Raw genomic sequence first — 16,962 nt, 5'->3', positions numbered from 1 at the left:
ACCGGCTGCCGAGACCACAAGATCCTGGTTCGGCTTCGAAGGCGTCCAAGCCACGCCGCCGCTGCCGAAACTGGCCAAAAATCCAGTTAAAAAATCCAGACGCCGGCGGCATAGCAGCCACCGGGATGGTCGCGCCGCAAAATGATGGGCGCGTGTTGCCTAGAGGAGCTTCAGTGTGCCGTCGGTTTCGCCTTCAGCTTTTCAATCTCGTCCTTGATTGCCAACTTGCGCCGCTTGAGATTGGCGATTTCGAGGTCGTCTACCGAAGGATGCGTCATCGCATCGGTGATTTCGCGCTCGATGTCGCCGTGCTTCCGCTGCAGCTCATCAAGATGGGATGCAAGAGACATGATTGGTTCTCCCTTTCATGGTTTCCTCGATTGCAGCCGTCGCAGGCACGTCCACCGCAGGTCGCTACTGTGACGGCACAATGACAGTCTGCCACCAACCAATCTCGATGTCGAATGCCGTGTGGTAGCATTCCACGACAATGTGAAATGTGATATCAGCGGCGCGCCGGTGACAAGACCGACAAGTCACAAACCCCACCGGCCCCGCCCAAAGGCCCATCCCTGGGCGACGCATACGCAGACGGTAGATAATGTCCGAACAGGAACAGGCTGAAATACGCCTAGAATATTCCCGGCTCAAACAGGAACACGCCGATTTCGACGCCGCCATCAATGCGATGATCGCCATGGGTTGCGACCCGCTGCAGATCCAGCGCATGAAGAAGAAGAAGCTGATGTTGAAAGACCGGCTGATGGCGCTCGAAGATCGCATCATCCCTGACATTATCGCCTGAGCGGGAATTTCCCTTTCAGCATAAGCTGGATCACGAGATCGAAAGCCGCGCCGCGCGTTCGCGCAGCAGCGCGACCAGTTCGCCTGTCAGCTCCTGCGACGTGTCGATCGGAACCACCAGGCACATCGTCGCCTCGACCTTGCCGGGCGCTGAAAAGACCGGCGCCGCCAGGCATTTGGTATAGGCGTCGACGAGGCCCGACGTCACGCAATAGCCGGTGACGCGGGCTTTTGCGATGTCGTCGATGAAATCGTCGAGCTCGATCTTGCGGCCGTCCGGCAACACGAGATCGTCCTGCGAGATCATGGCTTCGATCCGGCTCCGTTCCAGGCCGGCGAGCAGCAGCCTTCCCGACGCTGTCCACGGAAGCGGAATCTGCAGGCCGGTTGCGGAGCTGATGCGGAACGGCCTGGTGCCCGGGCTTGAATGGACGATCGTGTAGCGGCCGCTCTGCAGCATGCACAGCTCCGAGGTCTCGCCCGTCTCGCGCGACAGCGTGTCGACCTCCTGCCGTCCGCGCCGCAACAGGTCGTTGCCGCGCATATAGGCCATTCCATAGAGGTAGAGCTTCTTGCCGAAATAGACGCGGTTGCCGTCGCCGGCCATCTCCAGCAGCCCGGCATCGACCAGCTCGCGCACCAGCGTGTAGGTCGTCGAGCGCGGCGCGTTGAGCCCCTTGGCCAGCTCGCCGATGCCGATCGCGCGCTGCGTGGCGTGCAGGAACTCCAGAATGTCCAGCACCCGCTTCAGGCCCTTCTCGCGCGAGTTCGCGGGCTTCTCTTCGTCCGTGCCAACGGCCGGCCATTCGGTGAGCGTTTCGCCGTCTTGCATTGTCGATTCCTGATGCTAGTATCTGTCTTGTACAGGATACATGCGTCTCTTATAAGAGACAATACCTATCAACCATTGGCGCATGCATCGCTGCTTCATTGGGGAATAACCATCAAAGGAGGTCGCCGTGAACGACAGATCCGGCAGACGTGATTTTCTGAAATTGGGAATGGCGGGACTTGCTACCGCCGGCGCGCTCACCGCGGCCAGCGCCGAAAAGGCAGCCGCGCAGGCCGCATCCGACAGCGTGCTGCGCACCGTGCTCGATCGTGGCAAGCTGATCGTCGGCACCGGCAGCACCAATGCGCCCTGGCATTTCGAGAACGATGCCGGCGAGCTGGTCGGCATGGACATCACCATGGGCCGCATCCTCGCCAAGGGCCTTTTCGACGATCCGACCAAGGTCGAGTTCGTCATGCAGGATCCGGCGCAGCGCATTCCGAACGTCACCACCAACAAGGTCGACATCACCATCCAGTTCATGACCATGAGCGCGCAGCGCTCGCAGCTCATCAACTTCTCCAGGCCCTACTATGTCGAAGGCGTCGCGCTGCTGACGCTGCCTTCGTCCGAGAACAAGACCTTCGACAAGCTGCTTGCGGGCGGCTCCGCCACCCGCGTCTCGATCCTGCAGAATGTCGATGCCGAAACCTCGGTGCATTACGCCCTGCCGCAGGCGCAGGTCATGCAGATCGACACCCAGGCCAACGTCTTGCAGGCGCTGGAATCGAAGCGCGTCGACGCCGCCGCCGTCGATCTCTCCACCGTACGCTGGCTCGCCTCGCGCAATCCGGACAAATATTTCGACGCCGGCAAAAGCTGGTATTCGATGCTTTACGGCGCAGCGCTCCGGCAAGGCGACATCGATTGGCTGACCTTCGTCGACCAGACCTTCACCATCGCCATGTTCGGCCATGAGACGGCGCTCTACGATGCCGCTTTCAAGGAATATTTTGGCCAGGAGCCGCCGCCGCGCCACCCGGGCTTCCCAATCATCTGACAAGCCCATCTGAAAAAAGCCGGCGGAAGGGTGCCGAAACCCCTCCTTCCGCCCGTTTCTCCTCGACACGGGCTTGGCGAGTGGCGGATGTTGGATCCGTCACCGCGGGCCATTGAGACGGAAGCATGGGCTATACGCTCAATTTCAACCTGATCTGGCGGCATTTCGACAAGCTTTCGGGCGGCCTGCTGCTCAGCCTCGAGCTTGCCGTGATCTCGATCGCCATCGGCATCGTCATCGGCCTGGTGCTGGCGGTCTGGTACGTTTCGGCCGGGCGCGTCGTGCGCGGCATCATCGCGGCCTATGTCGAATTCATCCGCAACGTGCCGCTGATCCTGCTGGTCTATCTGGTCTTCTACGGCCTGCCGACCGTCGTCGACGTCGCCTATAGCGCGCAGACCTCCTTCGTGGCGACGCTTGCGCTCTACAGCGGCGCCTATCTGGTCGAGGTGTTCCGCTCCGGCCTGGAGGCCGTGCCGCGCGGCCAGATCGACGCCGGCAAGGCGATCGGCCTGACGCCCTGGCAGCGGCTTATCCATGTGCGCCTGCCGACCATGATGCGTATCACGCTGCCCGCGCTCTCCAACACCTTCATCTCGCTGTTCAAAGACACGTCCGTCGCCTCCGTCATCTCGGTGCCCGAGCTGACCTATGGCGCGCAGTGGATCAACTTCAACACTTTCCGCATCGTCGAGGTCTACCTCGTCGTGACGGCGATGTACCTGGTGACGGGCTACGCTCTTCTGTTCGCGCTGCGACTTGTCGAGCGCTGGTACAGGACGGCGCGCTGATGCTCGGCCAGATCGCCTATGCCCTGCCGTTCCTCGCCGAAGGTTTTGCGCTGACGCTCTGGGTGTCTTTGCTGGTCGTGGTGCTGTCGCTGATTGCCGGCGTCATCCTCGGCGTCGGCCTCGTCTACAGCCCCGCGCCGCTGCGCTGGGCGGTGCGCATCTTCAGCGACACCATTCGCGGCATCCCGATCCTGGTGCTGATCTTCTTCGTCTATTACGGCCTGCCTGCCGTCGGCGTTCACCTCCAGTCCTTCTGGGCCGCGGTGCTGGCGCTGACCTTGTTCAAGACAGCCCAGGTCGTCGAATATCTGCGCGGTGCGGTCGCCTCGATCCCAAAAGGCCAGTCGGAGGCGGCGATGGCGATCGGCCTCACCTTCCGCCAGCGGCTGGCCTACGTCATCTTCCCGCAGGCCTTCCGCCGCTTCCTGCCGCCCTGGATCAACGGCGTCACCGACGCTGTGAAGGGCAGCGCGCTGGTCTCGCTGCTCGGCATCACCGATCTGATGCAGGCCATCAACCAGGTCATCGGCCGCACCTACGAGGCGATGCCGCTCTATATCCTCGGCGCCCTCATCTATTTCGCCGTCAACTACGCGCTTTCTTACGCCAGCCGCCGGCTGGAACAGCGCTTTGCCTTCATCCGGGAATAGCACGATGGCCACCAGTTCGAACAACAGCCCAGCGCTTCTCGACATTGCCGAGGTCTCGAAATCCTTTGGCTCCGTCGAGGTGCTGCGCTCGGTCAGCCTCAAGGTGGCGAAGGGCGAGGTCGTCACCGTCATCGGCCCGTCCGGCAGTGGCAAGACAACGCTGCTGCGCTGCGTCAACTTCCTCGAAAGTTACGACAGCGGTTCGATCCGCATCGACGGCAAGGAGGTTGGTTTTCGCGACGGCGGCACGCGCCAGCGGCGCAGCGAGCGCGACTTGGCCAGCATGCGCGCCGAGACCGGCATGGTGTTCCAGAGCTTCAACCTGTTCCCGCATCTGACGGCAGCCGGCAACATCATGCTCGGCCTCACCAAGGTGCGCGGCAAGAGCAATGCCGAAGCGCGCTCGATGGCCGAACATTGGCTTGGACGCGTCGGCCTCGCTCACAAGGCCGACAGCCTGCCGGCGGAGCTTTCCGGCGGCCAGCAGCAGCGCGTCGGCATTGCCCGCGCCGTCGCCATGGAGCCAAAAATCCTGCTGCTCGACGAGATCACCTCTGCGCTCGATCCCGAACTTGTCGGCGAGGTGCTGGCCGTGGTGAAGAGCCTCGCCGAGGACGGCATGACCATGGTGATGGTGACGCACGAGATGGCCTTCGCCCGTGACGCGTCCAGCCGCATCGTCTTCATGGCCGATGGCGGCGTCAGCGCCGTCGGCCCGCCGAAACAGGTCCTCGCCGCGGAGACGACAAACGAGCGCCTCCGCACGTTTTTGGCGCGCTTCCGCGCCTCGCAATTCTGACATCGGATGGCAAAAAACCATCCAAGGAGCATTCTTCCATGACGCCTTACATCAGGCTCGCCGAACTCGGCCTGACGCTGCCCGAGCCGCCGACGCCCATCGCCAACTTCGTCACCCATGCCGAGAGCGGCCGGCTGATCTTCCTGTCAGGCCAGGGGCCGCTGCGCGCCGACGGCACGCTTTGCACGGGTAAGGTCGGCGAGGACGTGACCGTCGAAGAGGCCTATGAGCATGCCCGCCTCACCGGCCTCAATTTGCTTGCCGTCATGCACGCGGCAGCGGGAGACCTCGGCCGTATCGTGCGTGTCGTCAAACTGCTCGGCTTCGTCAACGCGACGCCGACCTTCAGCGACCATCCGAAAGTGGTCAATGGCTGCTCCGATCTCTTCGCCGACGTCTTCGACAAGATCGGCGGCCATGCGCGCTCGGCGATCGGCGTCGGCTCGCTGCCTGGAAACATCACCGTCGAAATCGAAGCGGTCGTCGAGATCGCCGCCTGACTTTCAGGGAGTCCACTCAAATGAAAACCTATTCCGACACCGGCTCCAACACCACGATCCGCGAGCGGCTGGGCTTGAGGCCCATCATCAACGTCTCCGGCACGATGACCGCGCTTGGCGCTTCGATCATCGTCCCCGAAGCGATCAGCGCCATGGCCGAGATCGCCTCGCAATGGGTGGAGATGGACGATTTGCAGCGCGCCGCGAGCGCGGTCGTCGCGCGCCTCACCGGCGGCGAGGCCGGCTTCATCACCGCCTGCTGCGCCTCAGGCATCACCATGGCGATCGCCGGCGCGATGACCGGAACGAACCTTTTGGCGATCGAACGCCTGCCGGACGACACCGAAGGGCTGAAGTCCGAGGTCGTCATCCAGCTCGGCCATATCGTCAACTACGGCGCGCCGATCGACCAGTCGATCCGCGTCGCCGGCGCCAAGGTAATTCCGGCCGGCACCGTCAGCGTCACGCAGGATTATCACGTACGCGAGGCGATCAACGAGCGCACGGTGGCGGCGCTCTACGTCGTCGCGCACCACACGGTGCAGTACGGCATGCTTTCGCTGGAGGAGTTCTGCGAGATTTGTCACGCCAAAAACATTCCGGTGATCGTCGACGCGGCTTCGGAATATGATCTGCGGAGCTTCCTGGCGTGCGGCGCCGACATCGTCGTCTACAGCGGCCACAAATTCCTCAGTGGCCCGACCAGCGGCATCGTCACCGGCCGCAAGGATCTGGTCCGCGCCGCCTATCTGCAGAACCGCGGCGTCGCGCGGGCCATGAAGGTCGGCAAGGAGAGCATCGCCGGCACGATGGCCGCACTTGAGGCCTGGGAAAAGCGCGACCATGCCGGCATCCGCCAGCGTGAGAAAGCGGCGCTCAATCTGTGGAAGGAAGCGCTGCAGGGCATTCCGGGCATCGGCGCTGAGATCGTGCCCGACCCGACCGCCAACCCGCTCGACCGTCTTCAGGTCTTCGTTCGCCCGGAAAGCCGCTTCACCGCTGCCGGCCTTGCCTCGGCGCTCGCCGCCGGTTCGCCGCCGGTCATCGTGCGCAACCATGAGGTCGAGCGCGGACACTTCTTCCTCGACCCCTGCAACCTCCATCCCGGCGAGGCCGAGGTCGTGGCCGAACGGCTGCGCGCCGTGCTGACGGCGAAGGACCGCCCTGCGGATGCGATGAAAGCGGCGCGCAAGGATTCGGCCGGCGCGCTGCGCTGGCCGGACTAGGCGCTATCAGCATCGGCGTTGCCGGCAGCCGCGACAATCCTTGCGGCTGTCGGCGAATTCCGCTAAGGCGCGCCTTTGCCGCCGGGAGCGAAAACCTTGACCGATCAGCGTGCCGACGTCGCCATCATTATGGGCAGCCAGTCCGACTGGGCGACGATGCGCCAGGCGGCCGAAACGCTGGACGCGCTGGGCGTTCCGCACAAAAGGCTGATCGTTTCCGCGCACCGCACGCCCGACCGTCTTTATGAATTCGCCAAGGGCGCCAAGGCGGCCGGCTACAAGGTGATCATCGCCGGCGCCGGCGGCGCGGCGCACCTGCCCGGCATGACGGCGGCGATGACGCCGCTGCCCGTCTTCGGTGTTCCCGTCGAATCCAAGGCGTTGTCCGGCCAGGACTCGCTGCTCTCCATCGTGCAGATGCCGGCGGGCATCCCGGTCGGCACGCTGGCGATCGGCAAGGCGGGCGCTGCCAACGCGGCCCTTCTCGCCGCCGCGGTCCTGGCGCTGAACGATGAAAAACTCGCCGCCCGGCTCGACGCCTGGCGCGCCGCCCAGACCGCCAAGGTCGCCGCCGAGCCGGCGGACACGCCGTGAATCTCGCTGCGGGATCGACCATCGGCATCATCGGCGGCGGCCAGCTTGGCCGCATGCTGGCGATGGCCGCCGCTCGCCTCGGCTACCGTACAATCATATTGGAGCCGCAGGCCGATTGCCCAGCGGCGCAGGTCGCCAACAGGCAGATCGTCGCCGCCTATGATGATTCGACGGCGCTTGCCGAATTGACAGCAGCCAGCGCCGTTGTCACCTATGAGTTCGAAAACGTCCCGGTTCAAGCGGTGGAAACGCTCGCCGCGCGCGTTCCCGTCTATCCACCTGCCCGCGCGCTCGAGGTCGCGCAGGATCGCGTGACCGAAAAAAGCTTCCTGAACGGCATTGGCATTCCCACGGCCGAATTCTGCCCCGTCGACAATGACGATCAGCTGACGGTGGCGCTGAAGAAATTCAAAGGCAGCGGCGTGCTGAAGACCCGCCGCCTGGGTTATGACGGCAAGGGACAGCGCGTCTTCCGCAACATGGAAACCGGCGGCTTTGCCGGCACCTGCGAGGCGATGGGCAATGTGCCGCTGATCCTCGAATCGCTGGTCGCCTTCGAGCGCGAGATTTCGGTGATCGCCGCGCGTGGACTTGACGGAAGTGTCGCCGCCTACGATCCGGCGGAGAACGTCCACCGCGACGGCATCCTGCGCAGCTCGACCTTACCGGCCTCAATCGAGGCCGAAACGGCCGCGGCAGCAAAGGAGGCGGCGGCAAAAATCCTCGCGGCGCTCGGCTATGTCGGCGTCATCGGCGTCGAGTTCTTCGTCCTCGCCGACGGCTCGGTGCTGGCCAACGAGATGGCGCCGCGCGTCCACAATTCCGGCCACTGGACGGAGGCCGCCTGCGTCGTCTCGCAATTCGAGCAGCATATCCGCGCCGTCGCCGGCCTGCCGCTCGGCTCACCCGCCCGCCATTCCGACTGCGTGATGGAAAACCTGGTCGGCGACGACATTCTGAAGGTCCCGGCGCTGCTCGCAGAGCCCGACTTGATGCTGCATCTCTACGGCAAGGCGGAATCGCGCCCTGGCCGCAAGATGGGCCACTTCACGCGGACCAGCCGCTGGGGCTGAAGCAATTCCAGGAAAATGCATGGCGGTTTTCCGTCCGGAATTGCGTGAAACAAATCACTGAATGTCCTGATCTTCGCCCTCGTCCGGGCTGGCGCAGCTCGGATCGCCTTCCTGGCAATTGGGGCCTGAGGTGAGCTGTTTTGTGCGCTCGTTGGTCAGCTCCGTCAGGCACTGTGAAACCTCCATCGGATGGATGGAGCCGCCCTCGCTGTCGGCGGTCGAATAGGCGCATTCGGCGTCGCGGAAGGCGATCCAGGCGCGCTGTGCCGTCTGCAGCAGCTTGTTGGCCTTCTCGCTATTGTCGCCGACGAGATCCTTGTAGGCGGCGTTGAGCTTGGCATCGGCCGCCTCATAGTCGGTGTTGGCGCAAATGGTCATCATCGACTGGCTGTCGTCGCTGCGGTCGCATTCTTGCCCCCAGGCGGCCGGAACGGTTGCCAGAAGGACGAGGCTGGCTGACAGAAAGAGGCGGCGCATGCTGGATCTCCAATCGCTTTGCGTCGGCCGCACCATCCCAGCCGCCCTTGAGTCGCACAATGCCGCGCGATACGGATGGCGAATATTTGATGTCTCGCGCCATTTGCGGCATTCAAGCCGCGCTTGCGGTTGACATGGGCAAGGCTCCTCGTTTATGAGCCACGCAAGTTCAAAGGCGCGCTTTTTCCGGGCGCGCCTTTAAAATTCGGCCCGGGACCGGGCCCCGACCGAACAGGCAAGACCATGAAGATCAAGAATTCGCTCAAGGCGCTCAAGGCGCGTCACCGCGACAACCGGCTGGTTCGCCGCAAGGGACGCATCTACATCATCAACAAGACCGCTCCGCGCTACAAGGCGCGCCAGGGCTGACCCTTGCGCGCGGCTTGATGCATGTCGCCCAAAAGTGCGTAGCGGTTTTGGGCGAACGACATGGAAGGCCGCGCCCGCTTGATGTCGATTGCCGGTTCGCCGGCCCTTTCACGCTAAAATCATTTTGACGATCCGCCGTCCGGCATTAGATTCCGGCGATGCGGATTCTTTTTGCTTCTTTCGCCGCCCTGCTCCTCTTCGGCATGCCCGGATGGGCTGAGGAGCCTGCCAAGTCGCCCGCCGCGACCCCGCCGCCCGCCATCACACCGCCGCCAGTCGCTGCGACCAGGCAGGGACGGCTCGACCAGCTCTTTGCCGATCTCAGACGCGAGCGCAACGAAAAGGCCGCCGAGCGCATCGCCGGCCGCATCTGGGGCGAGTGGAACCAGTCCGGCAGCGCTTCGATCGACCTGATGATGCAGTGGGCGCAGAAGGCGACGGAAGACCAGAAATTCGACGTCGCGCTCGATTTCCTCGACCAGGTCGTGACCTTGCAGCCCGACTATGCCGAAGGCTGGAACCGCCGCGCCACGGTGCATTTCCTGATGAAGAACTATGGGAAGTCGATGTCGGACATCGACCACACCCTGCAGCTCGAACCGCGCCATTTCGGCGCGCTTTCCGGCCTGGCGCAAATCATGGCCGAAACCGGCCACAAGCAGTCGGCGCTGGAAGCCTGGCAGAAGGTGCTTACGATCTATCCGATGATGCGCAGCGCCCAGGACCAGGTCTCGGTGCTTTCCGAAGAGCTTGCCGGCGAAGGCATTTGAGGGGCAAACCGGCTTCACCTGTGTTTAGCGAAGAGCCATCGGGATAGGTCGCGATCCTTCGCGCCCCCCTCTGTCCTGCCGGACATCTCCCCCACAAGGGGGGAGATTGGCAGCTTCGTCGAAGCGCCATTCCCTGCAATGTTGGCGATTGGCGAAAGCCGGCGCGACATCCGACCTCCCCCCAAGTGGGGGAGATGCCCGGCAGGGCAGAGGGGGGCGCTGTCCCGCCGGCGTCTCAAAGGTTCTCCAGCGCACAAGCGATCATTGAAATTCCGGCTGCCAACCGGCCTGTAACCTGTCAAAGTCACTCACTCGCAAACTAATTCCAATCCGCCCCGTACTTCCTCCGCATGAACCTCATCTGCGCCGCGTTTCTCTTCCTCATCGCACTCATCTTCGCCCTCGCCGGCATCAGCCGTGCCGGTGCCTGGCTGATCGAGCGCCGCAATCCGCCGGTCGGCGAATTCGCCGACATCAACGGAGCGCGAATCCACTATGTCCACGTTCCGGCCGCCGCCAATGTCAATCTGCCGCCGATCGTCTTCATCCATGGCGCCAGCGCCAACCTCAAGGATCAGATGCTGCCGCTGAAGCCCCTGCTCGAAGGCCGCGCCGAGATGCTGTTCCTCGACCGGCCTGGCTTCGGCTGGTCCGAACGCGGACCGGGCAACAACGAAACGCTGGCGGCGCAGACCGATACCATCGCCGCGCTGATGGATCGCCTCGGCATCGAAAAGGCGATCATCGTCGGCCATTCCTTCGGCGGTGCGATCACCACCGCCTTTGCCCGCGCGCATCCCGAAAAGACGCTCGGCCTGGTCTTCCTGGCGCCCGTGAGCCATCCCTGGCCAGGCGGCGCGACCGCCTGGTATTACAAGCTGACGGCGACTCCGATTGTCGGCTGGCTGTTTTCGCAGACTCTGGCCCATCCTGCGGGCATGCTGCAGATTGGCGGCGCCACGGCCTGCGTCTTCTCACCGAACAAGGTGCCGGACGGCTATGTCGAGACTACCTCGATCCCGCTCGTGCTGCGGCCGCGTGCCTTCCGCGCCAACGCCATCGATGTGGCCCAGCTCTACGACTATGTGCTCGAGGCCTCGCCCGGCTACAGCGAGATCAAAGCCCCGACGGTCGTCATCTCCGGCGATCGCGACAAAGTTGTCTACGCCACCATCCATTCCATCGGCCTCGGGCGCGACATTCCCGGCACCGAATTGGTCTGGGTCCGCAACCTCGGCCACAAGCCTGACTGGATCGCGCCCGACCTCGTCGTCGGCGCCATCGAGAAGGCCGCCGGCAAGGATATCGATCTGGAGGCGATGGCCAGGACGGTGGAAGGTCGCATCGCCGGCGACGCTCAGGGCGCCGGCAGATGCCCCGAGCTCAAAGTGCCGGATGCGGAGCTGGCGCCGGGCTGAGCACCGGAAGCGCAGGAAGCCGCACTTCGCAGGCCGGCCTCACCTGAATATCGGCACACCTCAGTGAGTTTCCGACCCGACATACGCAATCCGCAGCATGTTGGTCGAGCCGGGGGTCCGGAGCGGCACGCCCGCGGTGATGATCACCCGGTCTCCCGGCTTGCCGAAGCCTTCGTCGAGAGCGATGCGGCAGGCGCGGTCCACCATGTCGTCGAGGTCGATGGCATCCTCCGAGACCACGCAATGCGTGCCCCACAACAGCGACAGCCGACGTGCCGTGTTGACGATCGGCGACAGCGCCACGATCGGCACCTGCGGGCGCTCGCGCGCGGCGCGCAGGCCGGTGGTGCCCGAGGCGGTGTAGGTGATGATGGCCGACAGCTTCAGCGTCTCGGCGATCTCGCGCGCGGCGAGCGAGATCGCGTCCGCTCCGGTCGCTTCCGGCTCGGAGCGCTGCGCGTTGATGATGCCGGCATAGGTCGGGTCGGTTTCGACCTTGGTGGCGATGCGGTTCATCATGGCGACCGCCTCGACCGGATAGGCGCCTGCCGCGGATTCGGCCGAAAGCATGATCGCGTCCGCGCCCTCGAACACGGCGATCGACACGTCGGAGACCTCGGCGCGGGTCGGCACCGGCGCGGTGATCATCGATTCCAGCATCTGGGTGGCGATCACCACCGGTTTGCCGGCGCGGCGCGCCGCGCGCGTGATCTGCTTCTGGATGCCGGGCACGGCCTCCAACGGCATCTCGACGCCGAGATCGCCGCGGGCGACCATCAGCGCGTCCGACAGTTCGATGATCTCGGGCAGGCGGGCCACCGCCTGCGGCTTCTCGATCTTGGCCATGATCAGCGCCCTGCCGCGCGCGATCTTGCGGGCTTCCGCCAGATCCTCCGGCCGCTGCACGAAGGACAGCGCCACCCAGTCGACGCTCGCCGCCAGCACCGCGTCGAGATCGGCGCGATCCTTCTCGGTCAGCGCGCCGACCGGCAGATCGGTGTCGGGCAGGCTGACGCCCTTCTTGTCGGAAATGCCGGTGCCGGCGACGACCTTGCAGGTGATCGACTTGCCGTCACTTTTGATCGCCTTCAGCTCCAGCTTGCCGTCGTCGATCAAAAGACGGTGACCGGCCTCGACCGAGCTCAGGATTTCCGGATGCGGCAGGTAGACACGACTGGACGTGCCGGGCTCCGGATTGTCGTCGAGCGTGAAGGTCTGGCCGACGGTCAGCGCTTCCTTGACGTTGGCGAACTTGCCCACCCTGAGCTTCGGCCCCTGCAGGTCGGCGAGGATGCCGATCGGCCGGCCGACGGCCGCCTCGACGGCGCGGATGCGGCCGACGAGCGTGCGCATCAGCTCGTGGTCGGTATGGCTCATATTGATGCGGAAGACATCGGCGCCTGCTTCGAAGAGCTTTCGCAGCATCTCCTCGGACGAGGAAGCCGGGCCGATGGTGGCGAGGATCTTGACCTTGCGGTTACGTCTCATTGACTGTTTGTTCCCGGGGCGGGGGTCGCTGGCGCGCCTCCCGTTGCGGGCTCGTCGGTCAGCTGGACCATCCAGCTAGCCTGCTCGCCCGTGTCATATTCCTGAAATCCGGCGCGCTGGAAGCCCCGGGCGACGCAATCATTCACGCCGGCAATCTTGAACTCTTTTTCGGCGACGCACATGTTGATCGGGCCGTCCCAACGCCCGCCGCGCTCGGCGTCTTCTGCATAAAGATAGTAAAACCTTGATGACAGCGGACCCTCGATCAGCGTCTTGCAGGTCGACCCTTCGATGTGCCACCAGCCTTCGGTGATCCAGCCGGCCTTGGCGCGGTAGCCGATGCCGACCCCGACCAGGTTTTGTGTCGCATTGCAGACGCGGAAGTCGGCGCGCGCCGGCGAGGTCACGCAAAGCGCGAACACGGCCGCGCCAAAGATCAGGAGCGGCAGGGTCAGGCGCTTGCGCAGCCTGCCGGCAAAACCCATTCCATATCCCTTCGCGAACCACATCTGCATCTCTCGAAGCCCTTTTCAGCAAACTCCGGGCGCATGTCAACGCGCCGTTTTGTTCAATTCCAATCGATTTAGAAGGGCCCGGCGCACGATAAGTCGTCCTATCCGGGATTTTTTGCAGAAACCGTGGCCAAACAACGGCATTGCACCTGCGTCCTCTTCGTGGAATGACGATACCACCCCGCCCGGACACCAGCGACCGACCGTTTTCAGCCGATGACCCGATCCACAGTTTTCGCGCCTTTCGACATCGTCGAGGGCGACCGCAAGAAAGGCATCGTGCTTCTGGCCGATCACGCCCGCCGCGACATACCGGACGAGTATGGCAGCCTCGGCCTGCCGGCGGCGGAGTTCGAGCGCCACATCGCCTATGACATCGGCGTCGAGACGGTGACGCGCGAGCTGGCGGCGGCGCTCGATGCGCCGGCCGTGCTTGCCGGCTTCTCGCGGCTTCTGATCGACCCCAACCGCGGCGAGGACGACCCGACGCTGATCCGCCAGCTCTATGACGGCACCATCGTGCCGGGAAACTATCCCATGGCCGAAGAGGAACGGGAAAAACGGCTCGACGGCTTCTACCGGCCTTACCACGACGCCGTCGGCGCGATGATTTCCTCGGTGGCGCACGCCTCCGGCAAGGCGCCGTTCATCTTCTCCGTGCATTCCTTCACCCCGCGCATGCAAGGCTTCATCCGCCGCTGGCATGTCGGCATCCTCTGGGACCGCGACGATCGCGTGGCGCGGCCGCTGATCGATATGCTGGCCGAAGACAAGAACCTCGTCGTCGGCGACAACGAACCCTATGACGGCGCTTTGCGCGGCGACACCATGTTCCGCCACGCCATCGTCAACGGTTATGCCCATGCGCTGATCGAGATCCGCCAGGACCTGATCGCCGACCGCGCCGGCGCGCTTGCATGGGCCGAGCGGCTGGCCCCGATCGTTGACGCCATCGACCGCCGTGCCGATATACACCAGGTGAAAATGTTCGGCTCGCGCACCGGGCCGGTCTGAAGAAGGCCTGGAAAGGCCCACGGAGTTCCAAGCAATGACCGAACTCAGCGAAGAGAAAAAACGCGATTTCGAGGCCGCCGCCTTCCGCCGGCTGGTCGAGCACCTGCGCGAGCGCGGCGACGTCCAGAACATCGACCTGATGAACCTCGCCGGCTTCTGCCGCAACTGTCTGTCCAACTGGTATCGCGAGGCCGCCGAGGCCGACGGCGTCGCACTGTCGAAGGACCAGTCGCGCGAGATCATTTACGGCATGCCCTATGTCGAATGGCAGGCGCTGAACCAGACCGAAGCCTCCGAGGCCAAGAAGGCCGAGTTCGAGGCGAGGCGGCCGAAGGATCACTAGAGCGTTTCACCGTTTCACGGAAACGGCGAACCGCTCTATCTCGTTGTTTTGACGCAATTCCGGACGGAAAACCGTTTCACACTTTTCCTGGAATTGCTCTAACGGAGGCCTCGATCCTGCGCGTTGAGACCCCTACCCGGCTCGGCCCAGCGCTATGGCCGACCCCGTGAACGGCAACACCAGATCATAACCGGCCGGCGGCGGCACGATGGGCGTGGCCGCGGAGGTGCCGAACTGGGTGATGCCCTCACCCAGATGGTGCGCGAGATCGTGGCGGCCGCCGCCGAACTCAAATGTGCTGCTTCCCACCATACGCGCGGAGAACACGTTGGTGCCGATCAGTTGCACCATCGTCGCGCCGGCCGAGACGGCGACCGTCGTGCCCGCCACCAGGCTCGTGCGACGGAAAGTGGCGATGCGTTCGCCTTGCTCGAATGAAGCCGGATCGTCGAAGGTCCCCATCGGCCGGCGTTGCAGATAAAGCGAGAACTCCCCCACCGGGTCGAGCCCGAGCGACAGCGCGCCATTGTCGATCCCCTGGGCCTTGAATGGCCTTGCGGCGAAGGTGAAATGCGCGGTGGTCTCGGCGCGCTGGCCATCGAACATTGGCACGTCGCGAAAGGGCAGATGCAGGAAATATCCGTAGTCGGCCACCGAGCCGTCCTTGGCGCGGTAGAAGCGACCGGTGGCGTACCAGGCGAGTTCGGCGGGAAGCAGAGCGGTCATGCGGCGGTCCTGTGATGTCCGGGAAATGGGGACCAGACTGTGCCGCGTTCTCGCGCGGACGGGAAGCGCCGGATTGCTGACGTGGCTTGGCCCAAGCACTTTCGGCCGGCAGCGCTTGGCTGAAAATTGAATCGATCTAATTTGCCGCCAAAGCCATTTTCGCAGCGGATTCTCGACCATGGGCGCGCAAACCACGATGCAGGCCGCCACCCGCGGCCGTTGGGCCGTCGCCGGCATCTTCCTCGCCAACGGTTTTCTCACCGGCAGCTGGGCGCCGCAGATCCCGGTGTTTCTCACCCGGCTGGACATTTCGAAATTCACGCTCGGCCTGCTGATCCTTTTGTTCGGCGTCGGCGCGGTGATGGCGATGACCTGGTGCGGCCATCTCATTTCCAGGCATGGCTCGCGCCCGGTGCTACGCTGGTTCGGCCTTTGCGGCAGCTTCGGCCTGCTGGTCGTGGCGCTCGCGCCCAACGTGCCACTGGCGGCAATCGCCATGCTTGTCTTCGGCGGCTCGATCGGCGGCATGGACGTCGCCATGAACTCGAATGCCGTGGTGGTGGAAAGAAGACTGTCCCGCGCCATCATGTCGTCATCGCATGGCTTCTGGAGCCTCGGCGGCTTCGCCGGCGGCGCGTTGGGCGGCTACACCATCCAGAATTACGGCTATCTCGCCCATGCGATCGTGGTGACCGCGGTCGCCTTCGCCGTGATCGCCTTTGCTGTTCGCTACCTCATCGCGGAAGGAAAGCCGCAGGCCGCCGAACATCAGAGATTCGCGCTGCCGCGGCACACGATCGTCTATCTGGTCGGGCTGATGGCGCTGCTCACCATGGTTTCCGAGGGCGCGGTGCTCGACTGGGCGGCGCTCTACCTCCATCAGGAGATCGGCGCCGACCTTGCGATTGCCGGCCTCGCCTATGCCGCCTTCTCCGGCGTCATGGCGTTGATGCGCTTCCTGGGCGACGGCGTGCGCAACCGCTTCGGCGCGGTGGCGACGCTGCGCGGCTCGGCGCTCGTCGCCGCCGCCGGCATGTTCGTGGCCGGCCCTCTCGCCCTCGCCCTGGCTTGCCATCGCCGCTTTCGCCTTCTGCGGCTTCGGCATCGCCAATATGGTACCGATCCTGTTCTCGGCTGGCGGCAACCAGGAAGGCATGTCCTCCGGCACCGGCATGAGCGTCGTCACCACCATGGGCTATTCCGGCATTCTGGTGGCGCCGTCGGCAATCGGCTTCGTTGCGGAGCGCTCGAGCTTCGGCCCGATCTTCATCGCGCTTTCCGGCCTGCTGGTCGTCGTGCTGTTGATGGCGAGCCTTGCTCACCGGGCAGAATTCGCCCCTGAGCCGAATGATTTCAGGTCGGATCGACCTGAAATCATCCGGCTCTAAGATCAGAGAAATAGAGCATGATGTCATCCGAAAACCGCTTCACACTTTTCGGCATCATGCTCTAGCTGTGGGCTTTCAGAAGGTTGTCCATTCGGACCTGACCGAGGAGACTGGAGTTACCACGCTTCAGATTCGCCGGAGGGTCCGAATGAACATCCATAAGAATGCCCGTCTCACGCCGCTGCGTC

20 protein-coding genes and 1 pseudogene are annotated in these 16,962 nt (G+C 64.1%); 15 read left to right on the top strand and 6 right to left on the bottom strand.

Annotation, left to right across the window (positions count from 1 at the left end; translation table 11 throughout):
- Positions 1-170: 170 nt before the first annotated feature.
- Positions 171-350, bottom strand: a complete 180-nt coding sequence (locus AC4FWB_RS22485) for a YdcH family protein (RefSeq protein WP_320223519.1) — start codon at positions 348-350, stop codon at positions 171-173.
- A 251-nt stretch (positions 351-601) separates the two neighbouring features.
- On the opposite strand from AC4FWB_RS22485, the gene AC4FWB_RS22480 reads away from it, so the two are divergent.
- Complete coding sequence (locus AC4FWB_RS22480) at positions 602-805, top strand: YdcH family protein (RefSeq protein WP_067001951.1); 204 nt, start codon at positions 602-604, stop codon at positions 803-805.
- A 30-nt stretch (positions 806-835) separates the two neighbouring features.
- Here the strand turns inward: AC4FWB_RS22480 and AC4FWB_RS22475 are convergent, their stop codons facing one another.
- Positions 836-1,636: an IclR family transcriptional regulator gene (locus AC4FWB_RS22475; RefSeq protein ID WP_491028438.1), complete on the bottom strand. Its 801-nt coding sequence runs from the start codon at positions 1,634-1,636 to the stop codon at positions 836-838.
- Between the two features lie 127 nt (positions 1,637-1,763).
- Here AC4FWB_RS22475 and AC4FWB_RS22470 point away from each other — a divergent pair, with 127 nt between their 5' ends.
- From AC4FWB_RS22470 to AC4FWB_RS22435, 8 genes are all read left to right on the top strand, one after another.
- On the top strand, positions 1,764-2,636 hold the full coding sequence (locus AC4FWB_RS22470) for a transporter substrate-binding protein (RefSeq protein WP_491028437.1): 873 nt from the start codon (positions 1,764-1,766) through the stop codon (positions 2,634-2,636).
- Between the two features lie 125 nt (positions 2,637-2,761).
- Positions 2,762-3,427 (top strand): amino acid ABC transporter permease, encoded by a 666-nt coding sequence (locus AC4FWB_RS22465; protein ID WP_491028436.1) that lies wholly within the window; start codon positions 2,762-2,764, stop codon positions 3,425-3,427.
- Complete coding sequence (locus AC4FWB_RS22460) at positions 3,427-4,077, top strand: amino acid ABC transporter permease (protein ID WP_491028435.1); 651 nt, start codon at positions 3,427-3,429, stop codon at positions 4,075-4,077. Before AC4FWB_RS22465 ends, AC4FWB_RS22460 begins: the two co-directional genes overlap by 1 nt.
- A 4-nt stretch (positions 4,078-4,081) precedes the next feature.
- Positions 4,082-4,876, top strand: a complete 795-nt coding sequence (locus AC4FWB_RS22455) for an amino acid ABC transporter ATP-binding protein (protein ID WP_491028434.1) — start codon at positions 4,082-4,084, stop codon at positions 4,874-4,876.
- Between the two features lie 38 nt (positions 4,877-4,914).
- Positions 4,915-5,376 (top strand): RidA family protein, encoded by a 462-nt coding sequence (locus AC4FWB_RS22450; RefSeq protein WP_491028433.1) that lies wholly within the window; start codon positions 4,915-4,917, stop codon positions 5,374-5,376.
- 20 nt (positions 5,377-5,396) lie between these two features.
- Complete coding sequence (locus AC4FWB_RS22445; protein WP_491028432.1) at positions 5,397-6,602, top strand: aminotransferase class V-fold PLP-dependent enzyme; 1,206 nt, start codon at positions 5,397-5,399, stop codon at positions 6,600-6,602.
- A 96-nt stretch (positions 6,603-6,698) separates the two neighbouring features.
- Positions 6,699-7,196: a 5-(carboxyamino)imidazole ribonucleotide mutase gene (purE, locus tag AC4FWB_RS22440; protein WP_491028431.1), complete on the top strand. Its 498-nt coding sequence runs from the start codon at positions 6,699-6,701 to the stop codon at positions 7,194-7,196.
- Complete coding sequence (locus AC4FWB_RS22435; RefSeq protein ID WP_491028430.1) at positions 7,193-8,269, top strand: 5-(carboxyamino)imidazole ribonucleotide synthase; 1,077 nt, start codon at positions 7,193-7,195, stop codon at positions 8,267-8,269. The genes purE and AC4FWB_RS22435 overlap by 4 nt, the downstream gene beginning before the upstream one ends.
- A 54-nt stretch (positions 8,270-8,323) precedes the next feature.
- On the opposite strand, the gene AC4FWB_RS22430 is transcribed toward AC4FWB_RS22435, so the two are convergent.
- Positions 8,324-8,746 carry a lysozyme inhibitor LprI family protein gene (locus tag AC4FWB_RS22430; protein WP_491028429.1) on the bottom strand — a complete coding sequence of 141 codons (423 nt, stop codon included), beginning with the start codon at positions 8,744-8,746 and terminating at the stop codon, positions 8,324-8,326.
- Between the two features lie 243 nt (positions 8,747-8,989).
- Between AC4FWB_RS22430 and ykgO the strand changes: the two genes are divergently transcribed.
- From ykgO to AC4FWB_RS22415, 3 genes are all read left to right on the top strand, one after another.
- On the top strand, positions 8,990-9,115 hold the full coding sequence (ykgO, locus tag AC4FWB_RS22425) for a type B 50S ribosomal protein L36 (RefSeq protein WP_040974291.1): 126 nt from the start codon (positions 8,990-8,992) through the stop codon (positions 9,113-9,115).
- Between the two features lie 158 nt (positions 9,116-9,273).
- Positions 9,274-9,885 carry a tetratricopeptide repeat protein gene (locus AC4FWB_RS22420; protein WP_491028428.1) on the top strand — a complete coding sequence of 204 codons (612 nt, stop codon included), beginning with the start codon at positions 9,274-9,276 and terminating at the stop codon, positions 9,883-9,885.
- A gap of 350 nt (positions 9,886-10,235) precedes the next feature.
- Positions 10,236-11,303 carry an alpha/beta fold hydrolase gene (locus tag AC4FWB_RS22415; protein ID WP_491028427.1) on the top strand — a complete coding sequence of 356 codons (1,068 nt, stop codon included), beginning with the start codon at positions 10,236-10,238 and terminating at the stop codon, positions 11,301-11,303.
- A 60-nt stretch (positions 11,304-11,363) separates the two neighbouring features.
- On the opposite strand, the gene pyk is transcribed toward AC4FWB_RS22415, so the two are convergent.
- Positions 11,364-12,791, bottom strand: coding sequence for a pyruvate kinase (gene pyk, locus AC4FWB_RS22410; RefSeq protein WP_491028426.1), 1,428 nt, complete (start codon positions 12,789-12,791; stop codon positions 11,364-11,366).
- A complete protein-coding gene (locus tag AC4FWB_RS22405) occupies positions 12,788-13,276 on the bottom strand; it encodes a DUF1036 domain-containing protein (protein WP_491028425.1) in 489 nt (162 codons plus the stop codon). The genes pyk and AC4FWB_RS22405 overlap by 4 nt, the downstream gene beginning before the upstream one ends.
- A gap of 243 nt (positions 13,277-13,519) precedes the next feature.
- Between AC4FWB_RS22405 and AC4FWB_RS22400 the strand changes: the two genes are divergently transcribed.
- Positions 13,520-14,317: an N-formylglutamate amidohydrolase gene (locus AC4FWB_RS22400; RefSeq protein ID WP_491028424.1), complete on the top strand. Its 798-nt coding sequence runs from the start codon at positions 13,520-13,522 to the stop codon at positions 14,315-14,317.
- 34 nt (positions 14,318-14,351) lie between these two features.
- Positions 14,352-14,660: a DUF1244 domain-containing protein gene (locus AC4FWB_RS22395; protein ID WP_491028423.1), complete on the top strand. Its 309-nt coding sequence runs from the start codon at positions 14,352-14,354 to the stop codon at positions 14,658-14,660.
- A gap of 132 nt (positions 14,661-14,792) precedes the next feature.
- Here AC4FWB_RS22395 and AC4FWB_RS22390 read toward each other — a convergent pair whose 3' ends face one another.
- Entirely contained in the window at positions 14,793-15,386 is a 594-nt protein-coding gene (locus AC4FWB_RS22390; protein WP_491028422.1) for a hypothetical protein, read from the bottom strand.
- A gap of 178 nt (positions 15,387-15,564) precedes the next feature.
- On the opposite strand from AC4FWB_RS22390, the pseudogene AC4FWB_RS22385 reads away from it, so the two are divergent.
- Positions 15,565-16,774: pseudogene (locus tag AC4FWB_RS22385) on the top strand (MFS transporter).
- Positions 16,775-16,962: the final 188 nt, after the last annotated feature.

The sequence above is a fragment of the Mesorhizobium sp. LEGMi-168a genome, assembly GCF_058312955.1.
Note: the sequence above shows the minus strand (reverse complement) of the source record. Positions and strands in the feature narration are given on the sequence as shown.

What these genes read in the sequence shown, in the direction of transcription:
- pyk (WP_491028426.1), bottom strand. Translation starts at nt 12,791, where the DNA reads ATGAGACGTAACCGCAAGGTCAAGATCCTCGCCACCATCGGCCCGGCT.
- AC4FWB_RS22390 (WP_491028422.1), bottom strand. Translation starts at nt 15,386, where the DNA reads ATGACCGCTCTGCTTCCCGCCGAACTCGCCTGGTACGCCACCGGTCGC.
- AC4FWB_RS22450 (WP_491028433.1), top strand. Translation starts at nt 4,915, where the DNA reads ATGACGCCTTACATCAGGCTCGCCGAACTCGGCCTGACGCTGCCCGAG.
- AC4FWB_RS22430 (WP_491028429.1), bottom strand. Translation starts at nt 8,746, where the DNA reads ATGCGCCGCCTCTTTCTGTCAGCCAGCCTCGTCCTTCTGGCAACCGTT.
- AC4FWB_RS22460 (WP_491028435.1), top strand. Translation starts at nt 3,427, where the DNA reads ATGCTCGGCCAGATCGCCTATGCCCTGCCGTTCCTCGCCGAAGGTTTT.
- AC4FWB_RS22445 (WP_491028432.1), top strand. Translation starts at nt 5,397, where the DNA reads ATGAAAACCTATTCCGACACCGGCTCCAACACCACGATCCGCGAGCGG.
- AC4FWB_RS22420 (WP_491028428.1), top strand. Translation starts at nt 9,274, where the DNA reads ATGCGGATTCTTTTTGCTTCTTTCGCCGCCCTGCTCCTCTTCGGCATG.
- AC4FWB_RS22395 (WP_491028423.1), top strand. Translation starts at nt 14,352, where the DNA reads ATGACCGAACTCAGCGAAGAGAAAAAACGCGATTTCGAGGCCGCCGCC.
- AC4FWB_RS22465 (WP_491028436.1), top strand. Translation starts at nt 2,762, where the DNA reads ATGGGCTATACGCTCAATTTCAACCTGATCTGGCGGCATTTCGACAAG.
- AC4FWB_RS22480 (WP_067001951.1), top strand. Translation starts at nt 602, where the DNA reads ATGTCCGAACAGGAACAGGCTGAAATACGCCTAGAATATTCCCGGCTC.
- AC4FWB_RS22400 (WP_491028424.1), top strand. Translation starts at nt 13,520, where the DNA reads ATGACCCGATCCACAGTTTTCGCGCCTTTCGACATCGTCGAGGGCGAC.
- AC4FWB_RS22485 (WP_320223519.1), bottom strand. Translation starts at nt 350, where the DNA reads ATGTCTCTTGCATCCCATCTTGATGAGCTGCAGCGGAAGCACGGCGAC.
- ykgO (WP_040974291.1), top strand. Translation starts at nt 8,990, where the DNA reads ATGAAGATCAAGAATTCGCTCAAGGCGCTCAAGGCGCGTCACCGCGAC.
- AC4FWB_RS22455 (WP_491028434.1), top strand. Translation starts at nt 4,082, where the DNA reads ATGGCCACCAGTTCGAACAACAGCCCAGCGCTTCTCGACATTGCCGAG.
- AC4FWB_RS22405 (WP_491028425.1), bottom strand. Translation starts at nt 13,276, where the DNA reads ATGGGTTTTGCCGGCAGGCTGCGCAAGCGCCTGACCCTGCCGCTCCTG.
- AC4FWB_RS22475 (WP_491028438.1), bottom strand. Translation starts at nt 1,636, where the DNA reads ATGCAAGACGGCGAAACGCTCACCGAATGGCCGGCCGTTGGCACGGAC.
- AC4FWB_RS22415 (WP_491028427.1), top strand. Translation starts at nt 10,236, where the DNA reads ATGAACCTCATCTGCGCCGCGTTTCTCTTCCTCATCGCACTCATCTTC.